This is a genomic window from Streptomyces sp. NPDC057249, assembly GCF_042669245.1.
GTDB lineage: Bacteria > Actinomycetota > Actinomycetes > Streptomycetales > Streptomycetaceae > Streptomyces.
The window spans coordinates 517,687-541,552 of the sequence record NZ_JBHUXS010000001.1 but is presented as its reverse complement, the minus strand read 5'-3'; the positions used below and the strand labels follow the sequence as shown (position 1 = coordinate 541,552).

At 68.7% G+C, this 23,866-nt stretch carries 22 protein-coding genes and 1 tRNA gene; 13 read left to right on the top strand and 10 right to left on the bottom strand.

Going from position 1 to position 23,866, the window contains the following annotated elements:
- Positions 1-61: 61 nt before the first annotated feature.
- The gene (locus ACFUJY_RS02610) at positions 62-526 is read right to left on the bottom strand and encodes a DUF2690 domain-containing protein (RefSeq protein WP_383293345.1); all 465 of its coding nucleotides are present in this window, start codon (positions 524-526) and stop codon (positions 62-64) included.
- Positions 527-667: 141 nt separating this feature from the next.
- Here ACFUJY_RS02610 and sigM point away from each other — a divergent pair, with 141 nt between their 5' ends.
- The 4 genes from sigM to trxA all read left to right on the top strand — a co-directional run bounded on the left by sigM (position 668) and on the right by trxA (position 3,874).
- On the top strand, positions 668-1,405 hold the full coding sequence (gene sigM, locus ACFUJY_RS02605) for an RNA polymerase sigma factor SigM (protein WP_383293342.1): 738 nt from the start codon (positions 668-670) through the stop codon (positions 1,403-1,405).
- Positions 1,406-2,181: 776 nt separating this feature from the next.
- Complete coding sequence (locus ACFUJY_RS02600; protein WP_383293340.1) at positions 2,182-2,385, top strand: hypothetical protein; 204 nt, start codon at positions 2,182-2,184, stop codon at positions 2,383-2,385.
- A gap of 133 nt (positions 2,386-2,518) precedes the next feature.
- Entirely contained in the window at positions 2,519-3,484 is a 966-nt protein-coding gene (gene trxB / locus ACFUJY_RS02595) for a thioredoxin-disulfide reductase (RefSeq protein WP_383293337.1), read from the top strand.
- A 51-nt stretch (positions 3,485-3,535) separates the two neighbouring features.
- Positions 3,536-3,874 carry a thioredoxin gene (trxA, locus tag ACFUJY_RS02590; protein ID WP_383293334.1) on the top strand — a complete coding sequence of 113 codons (339 nt, stop codon included), beginning with the start codon at positions 3,536-3,538 and terminating at the stop codon, positions 3,872-3,874.
- Between the two features lie 88 nt (positions 3,875-3,962).
- Here the strand turns inward: trxA and ACFUJY_RS02585 are convergent, their stop codons facing one another.
- The 9 genes from ACFUJY_RS02585 to rpmH all read right to left on the bottom strand — a co-directional run bounded on the left by ACFUJY_RS02585 (position 3,963) and on the right by rpmH (position 10,610).
- Entirely contained in the window at positions 3,963-4,580 is a 618-nt protein-coding gene (locus ACFUJY_RS02585; protein ID WP_073863857.1) for a GNAT family N-acetyltransferase, read from the bottom strand.
- Between the two features lie 160 nt (positions 4,581-4,740).
- Complete coding sequence (locus ACFUJY_RS02580; protein WP_383293331.1) at positions 4,741-5,826, bottom strand: ParB/RepB/Spo0J family partition protein; 1,086 nt, start codon at positions 5,824-5,826, stop codon at positions 4,741-4,743.
- Entirely contained in the window at positions 5,823-6,899 is a 1,077-nt protein-coding gene (locus tag ACFUJY_RS02575) for a ParA family protein (protein WP_383293895.1), read from the bottom strand. The genes ACFUJY_RS02580 and ACFUJY_RS02575 overlap by 4 nt, the downstream gene beginning before the upstream one ends.
- Positions 6,900-7,108: 209 nt before the next feature.
- Positions 7,109-7,825 carry a 16S rRNA (guanine(527)-N(7))-methyltransferase RsmG gene (gene rsmG / locus ACFUJY_RS02570; protein WP_018101894.1) on the bottom strand — a complete coding sequence of 239 codons (717 nt, stop codon included), beginning with the start codon at positions 7,823-7,825 and terminating at the stop codon, positions 7,109-7,111.
- 108 nt (positions 7,826-7,933) lie between these two features.
- Positions 7,934-8,443 (bottom strand): protein jag, encoded by a 510-nt coding sequence (locus ACFUJY_RS02565; RefSeq protein WP_383293329.1) that lies wholly within the window; start codon positions 8,441-8,443, stop codon positions 7,934-7,936.
- A 14-nt stretch (positions 8,444-8,457) separates the two neighbouring features.
- Positions 8,458-9,720 carry a membrane protein insertase YidC gene (gene yidC, locus ACFUJY_RS02560; RefSeq protein WP_383293326.1) on the bottom strand — a complete coding sequence of 421 codons (1,263 nt, stop codon included), beginning with the start codon at positions 9,718-9,720 and terminating at the stop codon, positions 8,458-8,460.
- A 3-nt stretch (positions 9,721-9,723) separates the two neighbouring features.
- Complete coding sequence (yidD, locus tag ACFUJY_RS02555) at positions 9,724-10,083, bottom strand: membrane protein insertion efficiency factor YidD (RefSeq protein WP_383293323.1); 360 nt, start codon at positions 10,081-10,083, stop codon at positions 9,724-9,726.
- Positions 10,080-10,451 carry a ribonuclease P protein component gene (gene rnpA, locus ACFUJY_RS02550; RefSeq protein WP_383293321.1) on the bottom strand — a complete coding sequence of 124 codons (372 nt, stop codon included), beginning with the start codon at positions 10,449-10,451 and terminating at the stop codon, positions 10,080-10,082. The genes yidD and rnpA overlap by 4 nt, the downstream gene beginning before the upstream one ends.
- A 21-nt stretch (positions 10,452-10,472) precedes the next feature.
- Entirely contained in the window at positions 10,473-10,610 is a 138-nt protein-coding gene (rpmH, locus tag ACFUJY_RS02545) for a 50S ribosomal protein L34 (RefSeq protein WP_006348049.1), read from the bottom strand.
- Positions 10,611-10,992: 382 nt separating this feature from the next.
- On the opposite strand from rpmH, the gene dnaA reads away from it, so the two are divergent.
- The 9 genes from dnaA (at position 10,993) to ACFUJY_RS02500 (ending at position 23,641) form a co-directional block, all read left to right on the top strand.
- Positions 10,993-12,798: a chromosomal replication initiator protein DnaA gene (gene dnaA / locus ACFUJY_RS02540; protein WP_383293316.1), complete on the top strand. Its 1,806-nt coding sequence runs from the start codon at positions 10,993-10,995 to the stop codon at positions 12,796-12,798.
- A gap of 941 nt (positions 12,799-13,739) precedes the next feature.
- Positions 13,740-14,870 carry a DNA polymerase III subunit beta gene (gene dnaN, locus ACFUJY_RS02535; protein ID WP_073966647.1) on the top strand — a complete coding sequence of 377 codons (1,131 nt, stop codon included), beginning with the start codon at positions 13,740-13,742 and terminating at the stop codon, positions 14,868-14,870.
- Positions 14,871-14,998: 128 nt separating this feature from the next.
- Positions 14,999-15,877: a phosphogluconate dehydrogenase (NAD(+)-dependent, decarboxylating) gene (gene gnd, locus ACFUJY_RS02530; protein WP_383293312.1), complete on the top strand. Its 879-nt coding sequence runs from the start codon at positions 14,999-15,001 to the stop codon at positions 15,875-15,877.
- A gap of 84 nt (positions 15,878-15,961) precedes the next feature.
- Positions 15,962-17,092, top strand: a complete 1,131-nt coding sequence (gene recF / locus ACFUJY_RS02525) for a DNA replication/repair protein RecF (RefSeq protein WP_383293309.1) — start codon at positions 15,962-15,964, stop codon at positions 17,090-17,092.
- On the top strand, positions 17,089-17,652 hold the full coding sequence (locus tag ACFUJY_RS02520; protein WP_383293307.1) for a DUF721 domain-containing protein: 564 nt from the start codon (positions 17,089-17,091) through the stop codon (positions 17,650-17,652). The genes recF and ACFUJY_RS02520 overlap by 4 nt, the downstream gene beginning before the upstream one ends.
- Before the next feature lie 353 nt (positions 17,653-18,005).
- Positions 18,006-20,093, top strand: coding sequence for a DNA topoisomerase (ATP-hydrolyzing) subunit B (gene gyrB / locus ACFUJY_RS02515; protein WP_383293305.1), 2,088 nt, complete (start codon positions 18,006-18,008; stop codon positions 20,091-20,093).
- Between the two features lie 46 nt (positions 20,094-20,139).
- Positions 20,140-22,794, top strand: coding sequence for a DNA gyrase subunit A (gyrA, locus tag ACFUJY_RS02510; protein ID WP_383293302.1), 2,655 nt, complete (start codon positions 20,140-20,142; stop codon positions 22,792-22,794).
- Between the two features lie 93 nt (positions 22,795-22,887).
- Positions 22,888-23,487, top strand: coding sequence for a DUF3566 domain-containing protein (locus tag ACFUJY_RS02505; protein WP_383293299.1), 600 nt, complete (start codon positions 22,888-22,890; stop codon positions 23,485-23,487).
- A gap of 77 nt (positions 23,488-23,564) precedes the next feature.
- A tRNA-Ile gene (locus tag ACFUJY_RS02500) sits at positions 23,565-23,641 on the top strand.
- Positions 23,642-23,866 lie beyond the last annotated feature (225 nt).

Sequence of the window (23,866 nt, the reverse complement as noted above, 5' to 3'; positions counted from 1 at the left end):
GGCCGGATCCGAGGATGATCCGGCCCAGCCCCATTTCCTTGCCCGCGAGCCGATTCAGCGGTCAGTACGAAGGTGTCTTCGAGTGAAGACTCACGTTGTCGTACTGGGACCAGCCTTCCGCATATGAGGAGAGCGGGTCCTTGTCGTACACCATCGCCGTGTAGCAGGTATAAGAGCCGAGCGACGAGCTGTAGGAAAGCTTCGTGCAGTTATAAGATTTACCGTCCGAGTTCCGCACGATCTGGGCCTTGCCCCATACGTCCTCGGAGAGGGTGATCCGCGCCCACGCGGTGTGGCACTTGACGCTGTACCGCAGCTCAACGGCGCCGAGCGTCCAACTGGAGGTGCCGATCGCAGCGCGCTTCACGCTGGTGGCGTCGCCGGAGCACCCGGCGGAAATGGGATTCTTCCCATCCATCGAATAGGTGGCCGCCGATGCGCTCCCCGGGAGCAGCGCCACGAGCACGGGTGCGGTGAGAACGGCCGGGAGTACCTTTCCCAGGTATCGCTTCACATGCTTCTGCATCACATGGCTCCTTTCTGATTTCCCTCAATATAGGGCGGACAGGACACCTCAGAAGCACGAGCGAATCGCGCCTTTTATCATTCATACAATCGAACCGACCCCGCCATTTACTTCCCGGCATGGATCGGTTTGAATGCACGGATGGCGACAGCTGAGGGGGGAGACCGCGAGCGCTTCGGCGCCGATGCCACCGATCCACCGAGCGACGCGGACCTGCTCGCCCGTCATGTCGCCGGAGACCCAGAGGCCTTCGGTGAACTGGCTCGACGCCACCGCGACCGGCTGTGGGCCGTGGCCCTGCGGACGCTGGGCGATCGCGAGGAAGCGGCCGACGCCGTGCAGGACGCCCTGATCTCCGCCTTCCGCGCCGCCCACACCTTCCGAGGCCAGTCCGCCGTCACCACCTGGCTGCACCGCATCACGGTGAACGCCTGTCTCGACCGTGTACGCAAGGCAGCGTCCCGGAAGACCTCGCCCGTCGACGACCCGGAACGGCTCGACCAGCTGCTGGAACCGCATGAGTCCGCAGCGGCCCCGGCGGAACGCCACGATCTCCACCGCGAACTCCTCGCCGCGCTGACCACCCTCCCCGCCGAGCAGCGTGCGGCGCTCGTCCTCGTGGACATGCAGGGGTATCCGGTGGCGGAGGCCGCTCGCATCCTCGATGTGCCCGTGGGCACCGTGAAGAGCCGTTGTGCGCGGGGCCGCGCCCGACTGGCGCCCCTGTTGGCACATCTCCGAAGCGACGGGCGCGCCGGAGAAACACCCGGTACGGAAGGGAACCGCGCGCCCAGGGCATCCGTCCCACCGGCAGCCGGACCACGAGACGCGGACACGAGCGACCCCACTGTGATGAAGGGCGGAGGTGGACACCGATGACGACAACACCCGGCACGACCCAGCACCCGGAAGTCTCGGAAATCTCCGACCTGACCGAGGACCTGCTCCCTGAAGACCGCGCGGCCGAGATCCGCAGCCACCTGGGCACGTGCGAGCCCTGCAGCGATGTCCTCAGCGCATTGGAGGAGATCCGCGGGCTGCTCGGCGAATTGCCCGCCCCTGAGCCGATGCCGACCGACATCGCCGACCGCATCGATGCGGCTCTCGCAGCCGAGACGCGGAATCATTGCGCGGAGCCGGATGCGACGCCCGATGTTTCACGTGAAACAGAGCCCGCGCACATAGCCGGTGGTCCTCCGTCCCGATCCCACACCTCGGATCGTCCGGCCGGCCGCGGGCGTGCGAACACAGGCCCCGGGCGGCACCCCGGCCGAAGGCGGCGTCGCACCACCCTGCTCGCCTCCGCACTGGGTGCCGCCGCCCTGGTCGGCATGAGTGTCTTCCTGCTGCAGAACGTCCCGGGTTCGGAGAGCAGCAACGCCTCCGCCTCCGGGTTCAGCCGGGACACAACGGCCACAGCCCCGAAGAGCCGGTCGCAGGCGTTCTCCGCAGCCACCCTTGAGGCCCGGGTACACGCACTCCTGAGTCCGAGCAACGGCACGGAGAACCCGCAGGCTCCCAAGGGAAGCGAAGAGGCTCCCCCTGTCGAATCCCAGTCCTCACCCCTGACCTCCCCCTCCCTCCAGGCGAACCCCTCGGACTCCATGTCCCCCGAGTCCCCCCTACGGGCCCCCGCTGTGACCGTCCCTGCTTGCGTGGAGGAAGCCATCGGACGGAACAGCCCGGCCCTCGCCATCGAGAGGGGCAACTACGAAGGTGCCGACGCATTCCTCGTCGTCCTGCCTCATCCCACGGACCCGGCCGGAGTCCAGGCGTATGTCGTCGACGCGTCCTGTGTGGGGGCCGAGCCTCCCGCCAAGGGGAAGCTGCTGCTGACGCACACCTACGCGCGCCCCTGAGAACCGGGCCGCCTGTTGCCCCGGCACGTCGGGAATGCATCCCCCGTAGGATCCGTTGGGTGGGGTGAGAGTCGTTGAACCGGCCCCAGTAGGCGTGGACAGTAGGCAGTCTGCAGAGACGAGGAAGAAACCCGTGAGCGACGTGCGTAATGTGATCATCATCGGCTCCGGCCCGGCCGGCTACACAGCCGCCCTGTACACCGCGCGCGCCTCGCTGAAGCCGCTGGTCTTCGAGGGGGCCGTCACCGCCGGTGGCGCACTCATGAACACCACTGACGTGGAGAACTTCCCCGGCTTCCAGGACGGCATCATGGGCCCCGAGCTCATGGACAACATGCGCGCCCAGGCCGAGCGCTTCGGCGCGGAGCTGGTCCCGGACGACGTGGTCTCCGTCGACCTCACCGGTGACATCAAGACCGTCACCGACACGGCCGGCACCGTCCACCGTGCCAAGGCGGTCATCGTCACCACGGGCTCCCAGCACCGCAAGCTCGGGCTCCCCAACGAGGACGCCCTCTCCGGACGCGGTGTCTCCTGGTGCGCGACCTGCGACGGCTTCTTCTTCAAGGACCAGGACATCGCCGTGGTCGGCGGTGGCGACACTGCGATGGAGGAGGCGACCTTCCTCTCGCGCTTCGCCAAGTCGGTCACCATCATCCACCGCCGCGACACCCTGCGTGCCTCCAAGACCATGCAGGACCGCGCCTTCGCCGACCCGAAGATCAAGTTCGCCTGGGACAGCGAGGTCGCCGGAGTCAACGGCGAGCAGAAGCTCTCCGGCGTGACGCTGCGCAACACCAAGACCGGTGAGACGTCCGAGCTGCCCGTGACCGGCCTGTTCATCGCCGTCGGCCACGACCCGCGTACCGAGCTCTTCAAGGGGCAGCTCGACCTCGACGACGAGGGCTACCTGAAGGTTGCCGCGCCCTCGACGCGCACCAACCTGACCGGGGTCTTCGGCGCCGGTGACGTCGTCGACCACACGTACCGCCAGGCGATCACCGCGGCCGGCACCGGCTGCTCCGCCGCCCTCGACGCGGAGCGCTTCCTCGCCGCGCTCGCCGATGACGAGAAGGCCGCCCCTGCGGCCGCCGTCTGACACCAGACCTCACTCACATCCCCACACACCCCGCGAAGTTAGGAGACCGCCGTGGCCGGCGCCCTGAAGAACGTGACTGACGACTCCTTCGAAGAGGTCGTCCTCAAGAGCGACAAGCCCGTGCTGGTGGACTTCTGGGCCGCCTGGTGCGGCCCGTGCCGCCAGATCGCCCCGTCGCTGGAGGCCATCGCGGCCGAGCACGGCGAGATCGAGGTCGTGAAGCTCAACATCGATGAGAACCCGGCCACCGCCGCCAAGTACGGCGTCATGTCCATCCCGACGCTGAACGTCTACCAGGGCGGCGAGGTCGCCAAGACCATCGTCGGCGCCAAGCCGAAGGCCGCGATCCTCCGCGACCTTGAGGGCTTCATCGTGGGCAAGGACCAGTAGGGCAGAAGCTGCGTCCGCTTGTTTCACGTGAAACGGGCCCGTCCTCCCCAGGACGGGCCCGTTTTGCATGCGAGGTTGCATGCGCGCCTCACAACGGCCGCAGCGCAGGCTCCTTCTGCACCGCGCCCAGGAGCCGGTCCAGGGCCAGCTCGACGTCTTCCTTCCAGGAGAGCGTCGTACGCAGTTCCAGCCGAAGCCGAGGGTGCACCGGGTGCGGACGCACCGTCTTGAACCCCACGGCCAGAAGGTGATCGGCAGGCAGCACGCAGGCCGATTCTTTCCACCTGGCGTCCCCGAACGCCTCGATCGCCTTGAAGCCCCGGCGGATCAGATCCTTGGCAACGGTCTGCACCATGACCCGCCCGAGCCCCTGCCCCCGATACCCCGGCATGATCAGCGCGGTCATCAGCTGCACGGCATCGGGGGAGACGGGACTCGTCGGGAAGGCGGTGGCGCGCGGAACGTATGCGGGTGGTGCGTAGAGCACGAAGCCGGCCGGCACGTCATCGACGTAGACCACCCGCCCGCAGGAGCCCCACTCCAGGAGAACGCCGGAGATCCACGCCTCCTTCTCCCGGTCGGATGTCCCGCTCTTGACGGCGGCCTCTCCGCTGACGGGGTCGAGCTCCCAGAAGACACAGGAGCGGCAGCGCCGGGGAAGGTCGGGAAGGTTGTCCAGCGTGAGCGGTACGAGCCGACGCCCCATGAAGGCTGTTCCTCACTTCTCGCGCCCACTGCGTCATGGACGGAAATGCCCTGCCAGAACGCATCGTAACCACCGCCGGATCAAGCCGACACCGTGACAGAACAAAGGGCGGGCTGTATCCCGTGAACCGGGAACAGCCCGCCCTCATCGTCCGGGTGCGTCAGCTCTCGTCGGCCTCGGCCGACTTCTCGGAGGGAACACGGTCCAGCACTCGGCCTTCGCCCGGGGCGAGGCTGCCGAGGATGCGGTCGAGGTCCTCCATCGAGGCGAACTCCACGACGATCTTGCCCTTCTTCTGACCCAGATCGACCTTCACCCGCGTCTCGAACCGGTCGGAGAGCCGCGACGCCAGATCGGTGAGCGCCGGGGAGAGCCGCGCCCCTGCCCGGGGGCCCTTGGCCTTCTTGGCGCTCGTGGGCCTGGAGCCCATGAGCGTCACGATCTCCTCGACCGCCCGCACCGAGAGCCCTTCGGCCACGATGCGATGAGCCAGCTTGTCCTGCTCCTCGGAGTCGTCCACCGACAGCAGTGCTCGCGCGTGGCCCGCCGACAGCACCCCGGCGGCCACCCTGCGCTGCACCGGCGGAGACAGCCGCAGGAGACGCAACGTGTTGGACACCTGCGGCCGGGAACGGCCGATCCGGTCCGCCAGCTGGTCATGCGTGCACTTGAAGTCCTTGAGCAGCTGGTCGTAGGCGGCGGCTTCCTCCAGCGGGTTCAGCTGAGCCCGGTGCAGGTTCTCCAGGAGGGCGTCCAGGAGAAGCTTCTCGTCGTCCGTGGCCCGGACGATGGCCGGGATGCGCTCCAGGCCCGCCTCGCGGCAGGCCCGCCAGCGCCGCTCGCCCATGATGAGCTCGAAGCGGTCCGCCCCGATCTTGCGCACCACGACCGGCTGGAGAAGACCGACCTCCTTGATGGAGGTGACCAGCTCCGCAAGCGCGTCCTCGTCAAAGACCTCACGCGGCTGACGCGGGTTCGGCGTGATGGAGTCGAGCGGCACCTCGGCGAAGTACGCGCCGGCCACATCACCCGAAGCCGTCGCCTCGGACGCCGACACCGGCGAGCTGGGCTCCGGCACGACGGGGACGGCCCCGAGCGTGGCCACCTTGGCAGCTGCCACACCCCGCTCCGTGGTCAGAACGGGCGAGGAAGCCCCGGAGCCGCCGGACGACAGCTGCTTCTCCTGCGGAGCGGCTGGGATCAGGGCACCGAGCCCTCGCCCCAACCCTCGACGACGCTCACTCACTGGATCCCCTCCGAATTGCTCTGCTGACTGATCGAACCGCCCGTGTGGGCGTGCTGTCCCTCGTAGTGCACCCCGACCCCTCGCAGCGCGATCTCGCGTGCTGCTTCGAGGTACGACAACGAACCGCTGGACCCAGGGTCGTAGGTGAGCACGGTCTGCCCGTAGCTCGGTGCCTCGGAGATACGGACGGACCGGGGGATGCTGGTCCGCAGCACCTCCTTGCCGAAGTGGCTGCGGACCTCCTCCGCGACCTGCGACGCCAGCCGGGTCCGGCCGTCGTACATGGTGAGCAGGATGGTCGAGACATGGAGGTCGGGGTTCAAGTGACCCCGCACCAACTCGACGTTCCGCAGGAGCTGGCCCAGGCCCTCCAGCGCGTAGTACTCGCACTGAATCGGGATCAGCACCTCCGCACCGGCTACCAGCGCGTTGACCGTCAGCAGGCCCAATGAGGGCGGGCAGTCGATCAGGATGTAATCCAGCGGCTGCTCATACGCCTGGATGGCGCGCTGGAGTCGACTCTCCCGCGCCACCAGCGACACCAGCTCGATCTCCGCACCGGCGAGATCGATGGTGGCCGGGGCGCAGAAGAGACCTTCGACGTCCGGTACGGGCTGAACCACGTCGGAGAGCGGCTTGCTCTCCACCAGGACGTCATAGATCGAGGGAACTTCGGCGTGATGATCGATGCCCAGAGCCGTCGAGGCATTGCCCTGCGGGTCGAGGTCCACCACCAGGACCCGTGCCCCGTGAAGTGCCAGCGACGCGGCGAGGTTGACCGTCGAGGTGGTCTTACCCACCCCGCCCTTCTGGTTGGCCACGACCATGACGCGGGTCTGCTCGGGCCGTGGCAGCCCCTCGCCGGCTCGGCCAAGGGCCTCCACCGCCAGCTGGGCCGCACGACCGATGGGTGTGTCGTCCATCGGCGGCGGTGTTTCACGTGAAACACCGTTCCCCGCCGATTCGGTTCGGGGGCCGGGGACCGGATCGGTCATCGGCCCCGCGATGTTGGCGTCGGACCGCAAGGATTCACTCTCCTCGACTTCAGGCTCGCAATGAGCAGAGCCTGTCATGGTTTCGGGGTCGTGAACCAGCGAGGCCCGCTCTTCTGTGGATGAAACCACTTCTGTGGACAACTCCGTAGCCCTAACGGGCCTGCGATGGGGAGGGGCGGCCGCCTCATGACCGCGGCCGATGATTCCATGCAGCAGAGAACGACGTTTCACGTGAAACACGATGCCTCCGCAGCGTAGCTACGGCGTCACGACACTCCGCGCAGGGCTCAGCGACGACGCCGCGTCCGGCTGGTCCGCGCCGCCTTGGCACGCTTCGCGGCGAACCTCACACCGCCCGGGCTCTCACCGACCACCACCCGGACCACGGTGGACGTCGGGTCGACCACACCCTCGCCGACATGCAGCACCTCGGTGTCCACCACGCCCAGCTTGCTGAGTGCGGCCCGCGCCCCGTTGATCTCCTCTTCGGCGGTGTCACCCTTGAGCGCCAGCATCTCGCCGTACGGGCGCAGCAGGGGCACACCCCAGCCGGCCAGCCGGTCCAGCGGGGCCACCGCCCTGGCGGTCACCACATGCACCGGCTGCAGAGAGCCGAGAACCTCCTCGGCTCGGCCGCGGACGACCGTCACATGGTCGAGCCCCAGCAGCTCCACGACCTCCTGGAGGAAGTTCGTCCGGCGCAGCAGCGGTTCCAGAAGGGTGATCTTCAGGTCCGGGCGCACCAGAGCCAGGGGAATGCCCGGCAGCCCGGCCCCGGAGCCCACGTCGCAGACCGTGACCCCTTCGGGAACGACCTCCGAGAGCACCGCACAGTTCAGCAGGTGCCTCTCCCACAGACGCGGGACCTCGCGCGGCCCGATCAGTCCGCGCGTGACCCCCGCGTCCGCCAGCAGTTCCGCGTACCGGACAGCCTCGGGAAAGCTCTCACCGAAGACTTCCCGGGCCTCGTCGGGCGCCTGGGGAAGCGCTACTTCCTCCGTCACGGGGGGACCGTCCTTCCGTACCGCACTACCAACCATGGTGGCTGCCTATCAGGCTGACAAAGATCGGCCCCGTCTGCGAACAGACGGGGCCGACAGGTAAGGAGCCGGTCAGGCCGGCAGGACGACGACGAAGCGCTGCGGCTCCTCGCCCTCCGACTCGCTGCGCAGGCCCGCCGCGGCGACCGCGTCGTGCACGACCTTGCGCTCGAAGGGCGTCATCGGGTCCATCTTCACCGGCTCACCGGTGCTCTTGACCTTGTCCGCCGCCGTGGCACCCAGCTCGGCGAGCTCCGTGCGCTTCTTGGCCCGGAACCCGGCGATGTCCAGCATCAGACGGCTCCGGTCACCGGTCTCCCGGTGCACGGCCAGCCGCGTCAGCTCCTGAAGCGCCTCCAGGACCTCACCGTCGCGCCCCACGAGCTTCTGCAGTTCGCGCGTCGACTCGCTGATGATGGAGACCGCGGCCCGGTCCGCCTCGACGTCCATGTCGATGTCGCCGTCGAGATCGGCGATGTCGAGCAGGCCCTCGAGGTAGTCCGCTGCGATCTCCCCTTCCTGCTCAAGGCGGGTCAGGGTGTCGCTGCCCTCAGCGGCCGTGGAGGTGGTGCCTTCCGTCACGGATGGACTCCTTCTTACTTCTTGGACGGGTGCTTGGGCCGCTGCGGGCCCTTGCGCTGTCCGGACTTGGCTTGGCGTGAGGAGCCGGACGCGGCCTTGCCCGCCGGCTTCGACTTGTCGTCCTGCGCGGTGCTCTTCTTCAGAGAGGTCTTGGACGCCGGCTCGCCGGAGTCGTCGTCCTTGGCTCCGCCCTGGTGGGCCGCACCGGTCTGGCGCTGGGCCTTCGTCTGCCGCTTGGGCTGCTGGCGGCGCTGCGGGGCTCCGCCCTCTGCCTCGGCGACGGCCGTGTCGCTCTTGGCCACCGTGCCGTCCTCCTGCGGAGCGAGTCCCAGCTTGGCCAGTCCGACGACGAACTTCCGCTCGATGTCATTGCGGTCCGGGCCCTTGGCCACGATCCGCTTGACGGTGTTGCGCCGGGTCCGGCCGCGGACCTGACCATGTGCGGTGACGCTCTTCAGCACCCGCCCGAGGTACTGCTCCTGGGCCTTGCTGCCCGGCGTCGGGTTCTGGTTGATCACGTACATCTGCTGACCCATGGTCCAGACGTTCGTGGTGAGCCAGTAGACGAGGACACCGACGGGGAAGTTGATGCCCATGACCGCGAAGATCAGCGGGAAGATGTACATCAGCATCTTCTGCTGCTGCATGTACGGCGTCTTGACCGTCAGGTCGACGTTCTTCGTCATCAGCTGGCGCTGCGTGAAGAACTGCGAGGCCGACATCAGCACGATCATGACCGCGGTGACGACCCGGACGTCGGTCAGCGAAGCATCGAGGGTGCCGACCTTCTCCGCGCTGTCCATGAACTTGGCGGCCAGCGGAGCGCCGAAGATGTGGGCCTGACGGGCGCTGTCCAGCAGCGACTGGTCGATGACGCCGATCTTCTTGTTCGAGGCGATCGCGGAGAGTACGTGGTACAGCGCGAAGAAGAACGGCGACTGAGCGATGATGGGCAGGCACGAGGAGAGCGGGTTGGTACCCGTCTCCTTGTACAGCTTCATCATCTCTTCGGACTGGCGCTGCTTGTCGCTCTTGTAGCGCTCCTGGATCGCCTTCATCTTCGGCTGGAGCAGCTGCATGTTCCGCGTCGACTTGATCTGCTTGACGAACAGCGGGATCAGACAGATACGGATGAGCACCACGAGGGACACGATGGACAGGCCCCAGGCCCATCCGGTGTCAGGGCCGAAGATCGCCCCGTACAACTTGTGGAACTGGACGATGACCCAGGAGACGGGCCAGGTGATGAAGCTGAACAGACTGGCAATCGTGTCCACTAATCAGGCTCCTTGAGCATTGGGCGAAGTCTCTGCGGCCGAACTCGGGAGGTCGGTGGCCGAACCCCCGGGAGGCACGTCAGCGGCGGAGTCCCCGCCCTTGCCGCCGCGTATGGCGCTGCGCAGCAGTTCGTGCCAACGCGGACGTTTGCGTGGTGGTACGTAGTCCACGCCGCCGGGTGACCACGGATTGCATCGCAGGATGCGCCAGGCCGTCAGCGCTGTTCCCTTGATCGCTCCGTGCCGGTCGATCGCCGTATATCCATAGTGGGAACACGACGGGTAGTAACGGCAGACAGGCCCGAGCAGCGGGCTGATCGTCCACTGGTACAGCTTGATGAGAGCCAGCAGCGGGTACTTCATCGCACGCCCCCTCCCAGCAGCCGCTGCAAGGCGGCGTCCAGGTCTCGGGCCAGCTGTTCATGGTCGGCATCGCCCGCTCCGGGCAACGCTCGTACGACAACCAGGCTACCGGGGGCCAGCAGGGCGAGCCGTTCTCGGACCAGGTGGCGAAGCCTGCGCTTCACCGCTGTGCGGACGACCGCACCACCCACGGCTTTGCTGACAACGAAACCCGCACGCGGCGGGGGAAGGTTCTCCCCAGGCACGTGCGGGTCGGTTGCACCGCTTCGTAGATGGACGACGAGGAGCGGGCGACCGGCCCGGCGTCCTCGTCGTACCGCGGTCGCGAAGTCCTCGCGCCGCCTCAGCCGATTCTCGGAAGGCAGCACGTCATGACGACCTGTACGCGATCAGGCGGACAGGCTGGCGCGACCCTTGCTGCGGCGGGACGCGAGAATCGCGCGGCCGGCACGGGTACGCATACGCAGCCGGAAGCCGTGGGTCTTCGCGCGACGACGGTTGTTCGGCTGGAAGGTGCGCTTGCTCACTCGGGGGCTCCAGAAATGACTCGTGTGTTGGCGGGACATCGCCTGGCTGTCACCGTGCGCCCACGAGAGACTCGCGTAAACGCCCTAGTGCACCGCATTCACAATCACAGATCGTGATCTTTGCCCATCGGAGGCAGGCGGCAGCAGCCATCGACAACTCGACCTGGTCACGGTACGCGCGGCTACGCCATCCGGTCAAACCGACCCTGTCGGACCCCCCATTGTGCACAGGCTGTGGACAACGACTTGAACGTCGCGGGTCGGGCTGACTACCGTGGCTGAACTCCGGTTCTTTTTCTTCCCGCCTGCCGGTCCTCACCCACCCCGACCCATACCGTCCCGAGAACCACACATTCGTGGGACCAGCGAGAGAGCGTGCCCTGTGGCTGACGTACCTGCCGATCTTGCCGCAGTGTGGCCGCGAGTGCTGGAGCAGCTCCTCGGGGAGGGGCAGCAGGGCATCGAGCCGAAGGACAAGCAGTGGATCGAGCGCTGCCAGCCGCTCGCCCTGGTCGCCGACACCGCGCTCCTCGCCGTCCCCAACGAATGGGGCAAGCGGGTCCTCGAAGGCCGCCTCGCCCCGCTCATCAGCGAGACGCTGAGCCGCGAGTGCGGGCGCCCCATCCGGATCGCGATCACGGTCGACGACTCCGCGGGCGAGCCGTCGGGCCCCCCGGCGCCCCCGATGCACCAGTCCCCCCAGCCGACCCACCGCTACCAGGGCCCGCAGCACGACGAGGGCCGGCACGGCGACGCGTACGACGGCTACGGCGGCCGGCCCGCGGACGACGGCATGCCCACCGCGCGGCCCGCCTACCCGGACTACCAGCAGCAGCGCCCGGAGCCCGGCGCCTGGCCGCGCACCCAGGAGGACCTGTCCTGGCAGCAGCCCCGGCTCGGCGGCTTCCAGGACCGCGAACCGTCCGCCGACCAGTGGCGCGAGCCGTACGGCGGCGGCCGCCCCCCGCAGCACGACTACCGTCAGCAGCCGCCCGAGCGCCAGGGGTACGAGCCCCCGCACACCGAGCGCCCCCGCTCCGAGCGTCCCGAGCTCCCCGAGCCGCAGCACCGCCCCGGTGCCGGCACCGGCCGTCCCGGGGGAGCCCCGGGGCCGATGGGCGCCCAGCCCGCACCGGCCCCCGGCCCCGGCGAGCCGCACGCCCGGCTGAACCCGAAGTACCTCTTCGACACCTTCGTCATCGGGGCCTCCAACCGCTTCGCGCATGCCGCGGCCGTGGCGGTGGCCGAGGCGCCCGCGAAGGCGTACAACCCCCTGTTCGTCTACGGGGAGTCGGGGCTCGGCAAGACCCACCTGCTGCACGCCATCGGGCACTACGCGCGGAGTCTGTACCCGGGCACCCGGGTGCGGTACGTGAGCTCCGAGGAGTTCACCAACGAGTTCATCAACTCGATCCGCGACGGCAAGGGCGACACCTTCCGCAAGCGGTACCGCGACGTCGACATCCTGCTCGTGGACGACATCCAGTTCCTGGCGAGCAAGGAGTCGACGCAGGAGGAGTTCTTCCACACCTTCAACACGCTGCACAACGCCAACAAGCAGATCGTGCTCTCGTCCGACCGGCCGCCGAAGCAGCTGGTCACTCTGGAGGACCGGCTGCGGAATCGTTTCGAGTGGGGGCTGACCACCGACGTCCAGCCTCCCGAGCTGGAGACCCGGATCGCGATCCTGCGCAAGAAGGCGGTGCAGGAGCAGCTCAACGCCCCTCCGGAGGTGCTGGAGTTCATCGCCTCCCGCATCTCGCGCAACATCCGTGAGCTGGAGGGCGCGCTCATCCGGGTGACGGCCTTCGCGAGCCTCAACCGGCAGCCCGTGGACCTGGGGCTCACGGAGATCGTGCTGAAGGATCTGATCCCGGGCGGCGAGGACACGGCCCCCGAGATCACGGCGACCGCCATCATGGCGGCCACCGCGGACTACTTCGGCCTGACGGTGGAAGACCTCTGCGGATCGTCGCGCAGCCGGGTGCTGGTGACGGCCCGGCAGATCGCCATGTACCTGTGCCGCGAGCTGACCGATCTCTCACTGCCGAAGATCGGCGCCCAGTTCGGCGGCCGGGACCACACGACGGTGATGCACGCGGACCGCAAGATCCGGGCGCTGATGGCGGAGCGGCGCTCCATCTACAACCAGGTCACCGAACTCACGAACCGCATCAAGAACGGCTGACGGCGCTCCGCGCCGGCACCGCACCGCACCCCCGGAGGGCGCTGTGCGGACTCGTCAGGAGTCCGCACAGCGCCCTTCTGTGTTCCCCCGGAATCCGGCTCGCAACCCCCTTCGCGCGGCTGTGGACGTCGGTCGGCCGTCCACCGGGTCCACTCCCGAAGCCCCGGTCTGTTCGATTACTCGGGAGGTCACGGGTGTTCTCCACAGATCTGGGCACTTTTTTCCCTCCACAGCCTGGGGATCCAAAAGTTGTCCATACTGCATCCACAGGCAGACCCTTCGGGAGGGCATCGGACCAGCTCAGCGGGTTGGGGATTTGTGGTCAACGATGATCCACAGCCTGTGGACAAGATTTTCGTCCACAGGCTGTGCTCCGGGTTGTCCACCGACTGCCCACAGGCCGGAGGCTGTTTTCCCCAGCGGTAAGCCGCTTCTCCACATCGCTGTCCACTGTTCGGCAACACGACAGGCTCCGTCACCAGGCCGAGTGAAAGGCGTCACACCGAGAGGCAGGGTTGGCCTGTGGGGAACGGGGGTAAAGCTGGGGACAGACCTGGGGAGAAACTGCCCTCCCCTGTGTACGGGTTGTGCACAACTTCCGGGTGTCCACAGAAAGCCCGGGTTGTCCACCGGTTCCACCCACAGGGTCGGTGGATAAAAAACCGGCTCTGAGCTGCGGAAACGGGGTTATCCACGGTTTCCACAGGGCCTACTACTACCACCACCCATAGTTAGCCCGGAATCCGTTTCGAAGTGGGGCCTGTGCACAACTCGCCCTCGGAGCGCTGCGGGCCGCTCGCCGCGATTTGACCCCGAGCAGCAACGAGTGTCGGTGCGGTGCGTCAGACTGGTCCCCGGCGTCCTCCCCCTCTCTTCGGCGGAGCGACCCGACCAGACGACGACGAAGGCCGACAGGGCGAGAACAGCAGGAGGCGGTTCCGGTGAAGATCCGGGTGGAGCGCGATGTACTCGCGGAGGCGGTGGCCTGGGTGGCCCGCAGCCTTCCGGCCCGTCCGCCGGCGCCCGTTCTCGCGGGCCTTCTGCTGAAGGCCGAGGACGGCGCGCTCAGCTTCTCCAGCTTCGACTACGAGGTCTCGGCACGGGTGTCGGTGGAGGCCGAGGTCGAGGAGGACGGCACCGTCCTCGTCTCCGGCCGGCTGCTCGCCGACATCTGCCGCGCCCTCCCCAACCGTCCGGTGGAGATCTCCACAGACGGTGTACGGGCGACCGTCTCCTGCGGCTCCTCGCGATTCACCCTCCACACCCTTCCTGTGGAGGAGTACCCGGCGCTCCCGCAGATGCCCACCGCGACCGGCACCGTGCCCGGTGAGGTCTTCGCCTCCGCCGCCGCCCAGGTCGCCATCGCCGCCGGCCGCGACGACACGCTGCCCGTCCTGACCGGAGTCCGGATCGAGATCGAGGGCGACACCGTCACCCTCGCCTCCACCGACCGCTACCGCTTCGCGGTCCGCGAGTTCCTCTGGAAGCCGGAGGACCCGGAGGCATCCGCCGTCGCGCTGGTGCCCGCCAAGACGCTGCTGGACACCGCCAAGGCCCTCACCAGCGGTGACACGGTCACCCTGGCGCTCTCCGGCTCCGGCGCGGGCGAGGGGCTCATCGGGTTCGAGGGTGCCGGACGGCGTACGACCACCCGACTGCTCGAAGGCGACCTGCCGAAGTACCGCACGCTCTTCCCCACCGAGTTCAACTCGGTCGCCGTGATCGAGACCGCCCCGTTCGTGGAGGCCGTCAAGCGCGTCGCCCTGGTGGCCGAACGCAACACCCCGGTGCGGCTCACCTTCGAGCAGGGCGTCCTGATCCTGGAGGCGGGCTCCAGCGACGACGCACAGGCTGTGGAAAGGGTCGACGCCGTGCTGGAGGGCGACGACATCTCGATCGCCTTCAACCCGACCTTCCTGCTCGACGGCCTCAGCGCCATCGACTCCCCGGTCGCCCAGCTCTCGTTCACGACCTCCACCAAGCCGGCGCTGCTCAGCGGCCGCCCGGCCGTGGACGCCGAGGCGGACGACGCGTACAAGTACCTGATCATGCCGGTCCGCCTCTCCGGCTGACCTCCCCCGGCCCCGCCCCGGCGGGGCCCGACGGGCGTGTTCAGCGCCGAGCACGCCCGGCGTCCTGTTCCCTTCCGGGCGTAGGCTCGGACTTGGGTACGAATCGGCACAACGCTAAGGAATCTCTGATGGAGCTCGGTCTCGTCGGCCTCGGCAAGATGGGCGGCAACATGCGCGAGCGCATCCGCCGCGCAGGCCACACCGTCATCGGTTACGACCGCAACCCGGATCTCGCCGACGTCCACAGCCTGGAAGAGCTTGTGGGCAGCCTCAAGGGCCCCCGGGTCGTCTGGGTGATGGTCCCGGCCGGAGCCGCGACCCAGTCCACCGTCGACGAGCTGGCCGAGCTCCTCTCGCCCGGCGACATCGTCGTGGACGGCGGCAACAGCCGCTGGACCGACGACGAGAAGCACGCTGAGGAGCTGCGCGCCAAGGGCATCGGCTTCGTCGACTGCGGCGTCTCCGGCGGCGTCTGGGGCCTGGAGAACGGCTACGCGCTCATGTACGGCGGCGACGCCGAGGACGTGGCGAAGGTCCAGCCGGTCTTCGACGCCCTGAAGCCCGAGGGCGACTTCGGCTCGGTCCACGCGGGCAAGGTCGGCGCCGGCCACTTCGCCAAGATGGTCCACAACGGCATCGAGTACGCCATGATGCAGGCGTACGCCGAGGGCTGGGAGCTCCTGGAGAAGGTCGACTCCGTCACCGACGTGCGCGAGGTCTTCCGCTCCTGGCAGGAGGGCACGGTCATCCGTTCCTGGCTGCTCGACCTGGCGGTCAACGCCCTGGACGACGACGAGCACCTCGACAAGCTCCGCGGCTTCGCGGCCGACTCGGGCGAGGGCCGCTGGACGGTGGAGGCCGCGATCGACAACGCGGTGCCGCTGCCCGCGATCACCGCGTCGCTCTTCGCGCGCTTCGCCTCGCGCCAGGACGACTCCCCGCAGATGAAGATGATCGCCGCGCTGCGCAACCAGTTCGGCGGTCACGCGGTCGAGAACAAGAAGTAACCCGCAACGAGGAGCGGGAAGGGGCCGACCGTCCCTCCCGCCGCCGGAGCACGGAGCAGGAAGCCGGGAAGGTCGGCGCACATCATGCACGTCACGCATCTGTCGCTGGCCGACTTCCGCTCGTACGCCCGGGCCGAGGTGTCCCTCGACCCGGGCGTCACCGCGTTCGTGGGGGCCAACGGCCAGGGCAAGACGAATCTGGTGGAGGCCGTCGGCTACCTCGCCACGCTCGGCAGCCACCGCGTCTCCTCGGACGCCCCGCTCGTGCGGATGGGCGCCGAGCGGGCGGTGATCAGGGCGGCCGTCACCCAGGGGGAGCGCTCGCAGCTGGTCGAGCTCGAACTCAACCCGGGCAAGGCGAACCGCGCCCGGATCAATAGATCGTCGCAGGTGAGACCCCGTGACGTGCTCGGTATCGTGCGGACGGTGCTGTTCGCCCCGGAGGACCTGGCCCTGGTGAAGGGCGACCCCGGCGAACGCCGGCGGTTCCTGGACGAGCTGGTCACCGCGCGGTCGCCGCGGATGGCCGGGGTGCGCTCCGACTACGAGCGGGTGCTCAAGCAGCGGAACACGCTGCTGAAGTCCGCGGCGATGGCCCGCCGGCACGGCGGGCGCTCCATGGACCTGTCGACGCTCGACGTGTGGGACCAGCATCTGGCCGGGGTGGGCGCGGAGCTGCTGGCCCAGCGCCTGGACCTGATCGCCACGCTCCAGCCGCTGGCCGACAAGGCGTACGGGGACGTGGCGCCCGGCGGCGGCCCGGTGGCCCTGGACTACCGCAGTTCCGTCGGCGGCGAGGCCGGCCCCGCACGGACCCGGGAGGAGCTGTACGGACAGCTCACCGAGGCCCTGGCCGGAGTCCGCAAGCAGGAGATCGAGCGGGGTGTGACGCTGGTCGGCCCGCACCGCGACGACCTGGTGCTGGGCCTGCGCGGGATGCCCGCGAAGGGGTACGCGAGCCACGGGGAGTCCTGGTCGTACGCGCTGGCGCTGCGCCTCGCCTCGTACGAGCTGCTGCGCGGCGAGGGCAACGAACCGGTGCTGGTGCTGGACGACGTGTTCGCCGAGCTGGACGCCCGCCGCAGGGAGCGGCTGGCGGAGCTGGTGGCGCCGGCCGAGCAGGTGCTGGTGACCGCGGCGGTCGACGACGACGTGCCGGGGGCGCTTGCGGGGACCCGGTACGCGGTCTCGGCCGGCGAGGTGGAGCGGGTGTGAGCGGCGACGGTGAGGGGAAGGCCCCCGGCGGCGAGGACCGGGCGAAGCCGGCGGAGCCGTCCGGTGTGGACCTGGCCCGGGTCGCCCTGCGCGCCGCGAAGGAGCAGGCGCGGGCGCGTGGTGAGGCGGCTCAGCAGAAGAAGCAGGCCAGGCGGGGCGGCGGGCTGCGCTCGGGGGCGCGGCGGGACGGCCGCGACCCGCTGCCGCTGGGTGCCGCGATCAACCGGCTGATCACCGAGCGCGGCTGGGAGACCCCGGCGGCGGTGGGCGGGGTGATGGGCCGCTGGCCGCAGATCGTCGGTGACGACCTCGCCCTGCACTGTGTGCCCGTGCGGTACGACGAGGAGCCGGACCAGCGGGTGCTGACCGTGCAGTGCGATTCGACGGCCTGGGCGACGCAGCTGCGGCTGCTGGCTCCCCAGCTGGTGGCCCGGCTCAACGCGGACCTGGGCAGCGGCACGGTACGGATGATCAAGGTGCTGGGCCCCGGCGGGCCGCAGCAGAGGTTCGGCCCGCTGCGTGCGCCGGGCAGCACGGGCCCGGGCGACACCTACGGCTGACCGCTGCGACCTGCGCTTTTCCTGCCCGGGGCCGGTCCTGGGCGGTGTCCTCGGTGCCCGGAGAGCCGATGACGTGGCACGTGAAACCAGGTGGTGGTGGGCGGGCGTCCCGCACCGTAGCGGAGGGCTGACAGGCCGAAGCGCTCAACGCCTGCGTGAGCCCCTTGAGGCCCCGTCCCGAATATGGGGAGTCGTCAGCCGCTCATTCAGGGCGGCACATGCGTACTCAGGTGCCCGCAAACCCCCATTCGGGTCGGCGCTACCGGTAGACTGATGAACAATCCCGCGTCTGGCGGGATTCGTCGATACAAGCCGAACGACGCAGCCGCTCCCGCCTGCCCGGAGAACGGCCTGTGCTGTGCCAGAAAGGGCGCTTCGTGGCCGATTCCGGCAACCCCAACGAGAACATTCCGTCCACCCAGGGCGAGGGCGACGCCGCTCCCGCCCCGGCCGGGGCTCAGCCCTCGTACGACGCCAGCGCGATCACCGTGCTGGAGGGCCTGGACGCGGTCCGCAAGCGACCCGGCATGTACATCGGCTCGACCGGTGAGCGCGGTCTCCACCACCTCGTGCAGGAGGTCGTGGACAACTCGGTCGACGAGGCCATGGCCGGGCACGCGGACACCATCGACGTCACGATCCTCGCCGACGGCGGGGTGCGCGTGGTCGACAACGGCCGTGGCATCCCGGTCGGCATCGTGCCGTCCGAGGGCAAGCCCGCCGTCGAGGTCGTGCTCACCGTGCTGCACGCGGGCGGCAAGTTCGGCGGCGGCGGTTACGCCGTCTCCGGTGGTCTGCACGGCGTCGGTGTCTCCGTCGTCAACGCCCTGTCCACGCGGGTGGCCGTCGAGGTGAGGACCGACGGGTACCGCTGGACCCAGGACTACAAGTTCGGTGTCCCGACCGCCCCGCTGGCGCGCAACGAGGCCACCGACGAGACGGGCACGAGCGTCACCTTCTGGGCCGACGGCGACATCTTCGAGACGACCGAGTACTCCTTCGAGACGCTCTCGCGCCGCTTCCAGGAGATGGCCTTCCTCAACAAGGGCCTCACCCTCAAGCTGACCGACGAGCGCGAGTCGGCGAAGGCGACGGCCGGCGCGGACAGCGCCGAGGCGGTGGACGTTCCCGAGGAGGAAGTGGCCCGCTCGGTCACGTACCACTACGAGAACGGCATCGTCGACTTCGTCAAGTACCTCAACTCCCGCAAGGGCGATGTCATCCACCAGTCGGTGATCGACATCGAGGCCGAGGACAAGGACCGGCTGCTCTCGGTCGAGATCGCCATGCAGTGGAACACGCAGTACAGCGAGGGTGTCTACTCCTTCGCCAACGCGATCCACACGCATGAGGGCGGTACGCACGAGGAGGGCTTCCGCGCCGCGCTGACCTCCCTGGTCAACCGGTACGCCCGGGACAAGAAGCTGCTGCGCGAGAAGGACGACAACCTCACCGGCGAGGACGTCCGCGAGGGTCTGACCGCGATCATCTCGGTGAAGCTGGGCGAGCCGCAGTTCGAGGGCCAGACGAAGACCAAGCTGGGCAACACGGAGGCCAAGACCTTCGTGCAGAAGGTCGTCCACGAGCAGCTGACGGACTGGTTCGACCGCAACCCCAACGAGGCGGCCGACATCATCCGCAAGGGCATCGCCGCCTCGACCGCCCGTGTGGCGGCCCGCAAGGCGCGCGACCTGACCCGGCGCAAGGGGCTGCTGGAGAGCGCCTCGCTCCCCGGCAAGCTCAGCGACTGCCAGTCGAACGACCCCACCAAGTGCGAGATCTTCATCGTCGAGGGTGACTCCGCCGGCGGCTCGGCCAAGTCCGGCCGCAACCCGATGTACCAGGCGATCCTGCCGATCCGGGGCAAGATCCTGAACGTCGAGAAGGCCCGGGTCGACAAGATCCTCCAGAACACCGAGGTCCAGGCGCTGATCTCGGCGTTCGGCACCGGGGTCCACGAGGACTTCGACATCGAGAAGCTCCGCTATCACAAGATCATCCTGATGGCGGACGCCGACGTCGACGGCCAGCACATCAACACCCTGCTGCTGACGTTCCTGTTCCGCTTCATGCGCCCGCTGGTCGAGGCCGGCCACGTCTATCTGTCGCGCCCCCCGCTGTACAAGATCAAGTGGGGCCGCGACGACTCCGAGTACGCGTACTCGGACCGCGAGCGGGACGCCCTGGTCGCGCTCGGCAAGCAGAACGGCAAGCGGATCAAGGAAGACTCGATCCAGCGCTTCAAGGGCCTCGGCGAGATGAACGCCGAGGAGCTGCGCGTCACCACGATGGACGTCGACCACCGGGTGCTCGGCCAGGTCACGCTGGACGACGCGGCGCAGGCCGACGACCTGTTCTCGGTGCTCATGGGCGAGGACGTCGAGGCGCGGCGCTCGTTCATCCAGCGCAACGCCAAGGACGTCCGCTTCCTCGACATCTGAGTCGGCCGTACAAGCAAGCCGCAGCGCGAAAGGACTTTGACCAGCAATGGCCGACGAGAACACCCCCGCACCCGTGACGCCCGAAGAGGTTCCGCCCGTCGAGGGCGTGGGCATGCGTGTCGAGCCCGTCGGGCTCGAGACGGAGATGCAGCGCTCCTACCTCGACTACGCGATGTCCGTCATCGTCTCGCGTGCGCTGCCCGACGTGCGGGACGGCCTCAAGCCCGTCCACCGCCGGGTGCTGTACGCGATGTACGACGGCGGCTACCGGCCCGAGAAGGGCTTCTACAAGTGCGCCCGTGTCGTCGGTGACGTCATGGGTACGTACCACCCGCACGGCGACTCCTCGATCTACGACGCCCTGGTCCGCCTGGCCCAGCCGTGGTCGATGCGCATGCCGCTGGTGGACTCCAACGGCAACTTCGGTTCCCCGGGCAACGACCCGGCCGCCGCCATGCGGTACACCGAGTGCAAGATGATGCCGCTGTCCATGGAGATGGTCCGGGACATCGACGAGGAGACCGTCGACTTCCAGGACAACTACGACGGCCGCAACCAGGAGCCGACGGTCCTCCCGGCGCGCTTCCCGAACCTGCTGGTCAACGGCTCCGCGGGCATTGCGGTCGGCATGGCGACCAACATCCCGCCGCACAACCTGCGCGAGGTCGCTTCGGGCGCCCAGTGGTACCTGGAGAACCCGGAGGCCTCGCAGGAGGAGCTGCTGGACGCCCTGATCGAGCGGATCAAGGGCCCGGACTTCCCCACCGGCGCGCTGGTCGTCGGCCGCAAGGGCATCGAGGAGGCGTACCGCACCGGCCGCGGCTCGATCACGATGCGCGCGGTCGTGGCGGTCGAGGAGATCCAGAACCGCCAGTGCCTGGTCGTCACGGAGCTTCCGTACCAGACCAACCCCGACAACCTCGCGCAGAAGATCGCCGACCTGGTGAAGGACGGCAAGATCGGCGGCATCGCCGACGTGCGCGACGAGACCTCCTCGCGTACCGGGCAGCGCCTGGTCGTCGTGCTGAAGCGGGACGCGGTCGCCAAGGTCGTCCTGAACAACCTGTACAAGCACACCGACCTCCAGACCAACTTCGGCGCCAACATGCTGGCGCTGGTGGACGGGGTGCCGCGCACCCTGTCGATCGACGCGTTCATCCGCCACTGGGTGACGCACCAGATCGAGGTCATCGTCCGGCGGACGAAGTTCCGGCTGCGCAAGGCCGAGGAGCGCGCGCACATCCTGCGCGGCCTGCTGAAGGCCCTGAACGCCATCGACGAGGTCATCGCCCTCATCCGGCGCAGCCAGACCGTCGAGATCGCCCGTGAGGGCCTGATGGGCCTGCTGGAGATCGACGACCTCCAGGCGAACGCGATCCTGGAGATGCAGCTGCGCCGGCTGGCCGCGCTGGAGCACCAGAAGATCACCGCCGAGCACGACGAGCTCCAGGCGAAGATCAACGAGTACAACGAGATCCTGGCCTCGCCCGCGCGGCAGCGGCAGATCGTCAGCGAGGAGCTGGCGGCGATCGTCGACAAGTTCGGCGACGACCGGCGTTCCAAGCTGGTGCCCTTCGAGGGCGACATGTCCATCGAGGACCTGATCGCCGAGGAGGACATCGTCGTCACGATCTCCCGCGGCGGCTATGTGAAGCGCACCAAGACGGACGACTACCGCTCGCAGAAGCGCGGCGGCAAGGGCGTGCGGGGCACGAAGCTCAAGGAAGACGACATCGTCGACCACTTCTTCGTGTCGACGACGCACCACTGGCTGCTGTTCTTCACCAACAAGGGCCGGGTCTACCGGGCCAAGGCGTACGAGCTGCCGGACGCCGGCCGGGACGCGCGCGGCCAGCACGTGGCGAACCTGCTGGCCTTCCAGCCGGACGAGCGGATCGCGCAGATCCTCGCGATCCGCGACTACGACGCCGCGCCCTACCTGATCCTGGCCACCCAGGGCGGCCTGGTGAAGAAGACCGCGCTGAAGGACTACGACTCACCGCGCTCCGGCGGTGTCATCGCGATCAACCTGCGCGAGACGGCGGACGGCGCGGACGACGAGCTGATCGGCGCGGAGCTGGTCTCGGCCGAGGACGACCTGCTGCTCATCAGCAAGAAGGCCCAGTCGATCAGGTTCACCGCGACGGACGAGGCGCTGCGGCCGATGGGCCGCGCCACCTCGGGCGTCAAGGGCATGAGTTTCCGTGAGGGAGACGAACTGCTCTCGATGAATGTCGTCAGGCCCGGTACTTTCGTGTTCACTGCCACCGACGGCGGGTACGCGAAGCGGACCCCGGTCGACGAGTACCGCGTCCAGGGTCGCGGCGGCCTCGGCATCAAGGCCGCGAAGATCGTGGAGGACCGGGGCTCGCTGGTCGGCGCGCTGGTGGTGGAGGAGACGGACGAGATCCTCGCCATCACGCTCGGCGGCGGTGTGATTCGTACGCGAGTCAACGAAGTCAGGGAGACGGGCCGTGACACCATGGGCGTCCAACTGATCAATCTGGGCAAGCGGGACGCCGTCGTCGGCATCGCCCGCAACGCCGAGGCGGGCCGCGAGGCCGACGAGGTCGACGGTGCCGTCGACGGCGACGCCGACGGCGGGACGACCGGGGCGACCACGGCCGACGAGGCCGCCGGCAGCACGGTCGACAGCAATGTCGAGGGCACGTCGCCCTCGACCGGGGAGCACGAGGAGTAGAGCGTGAGTGGAGCCACGGGCGCCGGTTCGGCCGCTTCCGGAGCCGGAGGTAACGGTGCCCGTGGCCCCGCCACGGACTCCCAAGGGGGCACTGTGACGGATACGCGGGGCCCTCAGCCCCAGTACGAGGGTTACGCGACCGGGCCGCTGCCCGGCGAGCGGGAGCCCGCACCCGGCCAGGCGGGCCCGTACCACCCGCCGCAGGCCTACCCCTCGCCTCCGGGCGGGACGCAGGGCGGCGGTCTGCCCTACGGCGCTCAGCAGGGCGTGGGACCGGCCCAGACGGTCCGCAAGCCGCGGACGGGGGCGCGGACCACTCCGCGTACCCGTAAGGCGCGCCTGCGGGTGTCCAAGGCCGATCCGTGGTCGGTGATGAAGGTCAGCTTCCTGCTGTCCATCGCGCTCGGCATCTGCACGGTGGTGGCGTCGGCGGTCCTGTGGATGGTGATGGACGCGATGGGCGTCTTCTCCACCGTGGGCGGCACCATCAGCGAGGCGACCGGTTCCAACGAGGGCAACGGCTTCGACCTCCAGGCGTTCCTGTCGCTGCCCAGGGTCCTGATCTTCACGTCGGTCATCGCGGTGATCGACGTGGTCCTGGCCACCGCGCTGGCCACCCTGGGCGCCTTCATCTACAACCTGTCGGCGGGCTTCGTGGGCGGTGTCGAGCTCACGCTGGCGGAGGACGAGTAGCCCGGCGGGTATCGATTTTGGGACTGGCCCCGACGTGCGCTAATCTTCAGAAGTCAGCGCGACGGAAACAGCGCGGCGGGGCTATAGCTCAGTTGGTTAGAGCGCATCCCTGATAAGGATGAGGCCACAGGTTCAAATCCTGTTAGCCCCACCAGTACGAAGGCCCCCACCGGGAACGGTGGGGGCCTTCGGCGTTGCCGAAGGTACTCACGTGATCGCCTCGTGGCCGTACGCCGCAGGCGGCTGCGGACCGTCTCCGTGAGGGCGCCGAGGACGAATGCCTGGATCAGGGCGCTGCCGACGACCCCGCCGGCGAGGAGCCCGTACGAGACGGCGGTCGGGCCCCCGATGCCCATGCTCGTCATGGCGAACGGCAGGG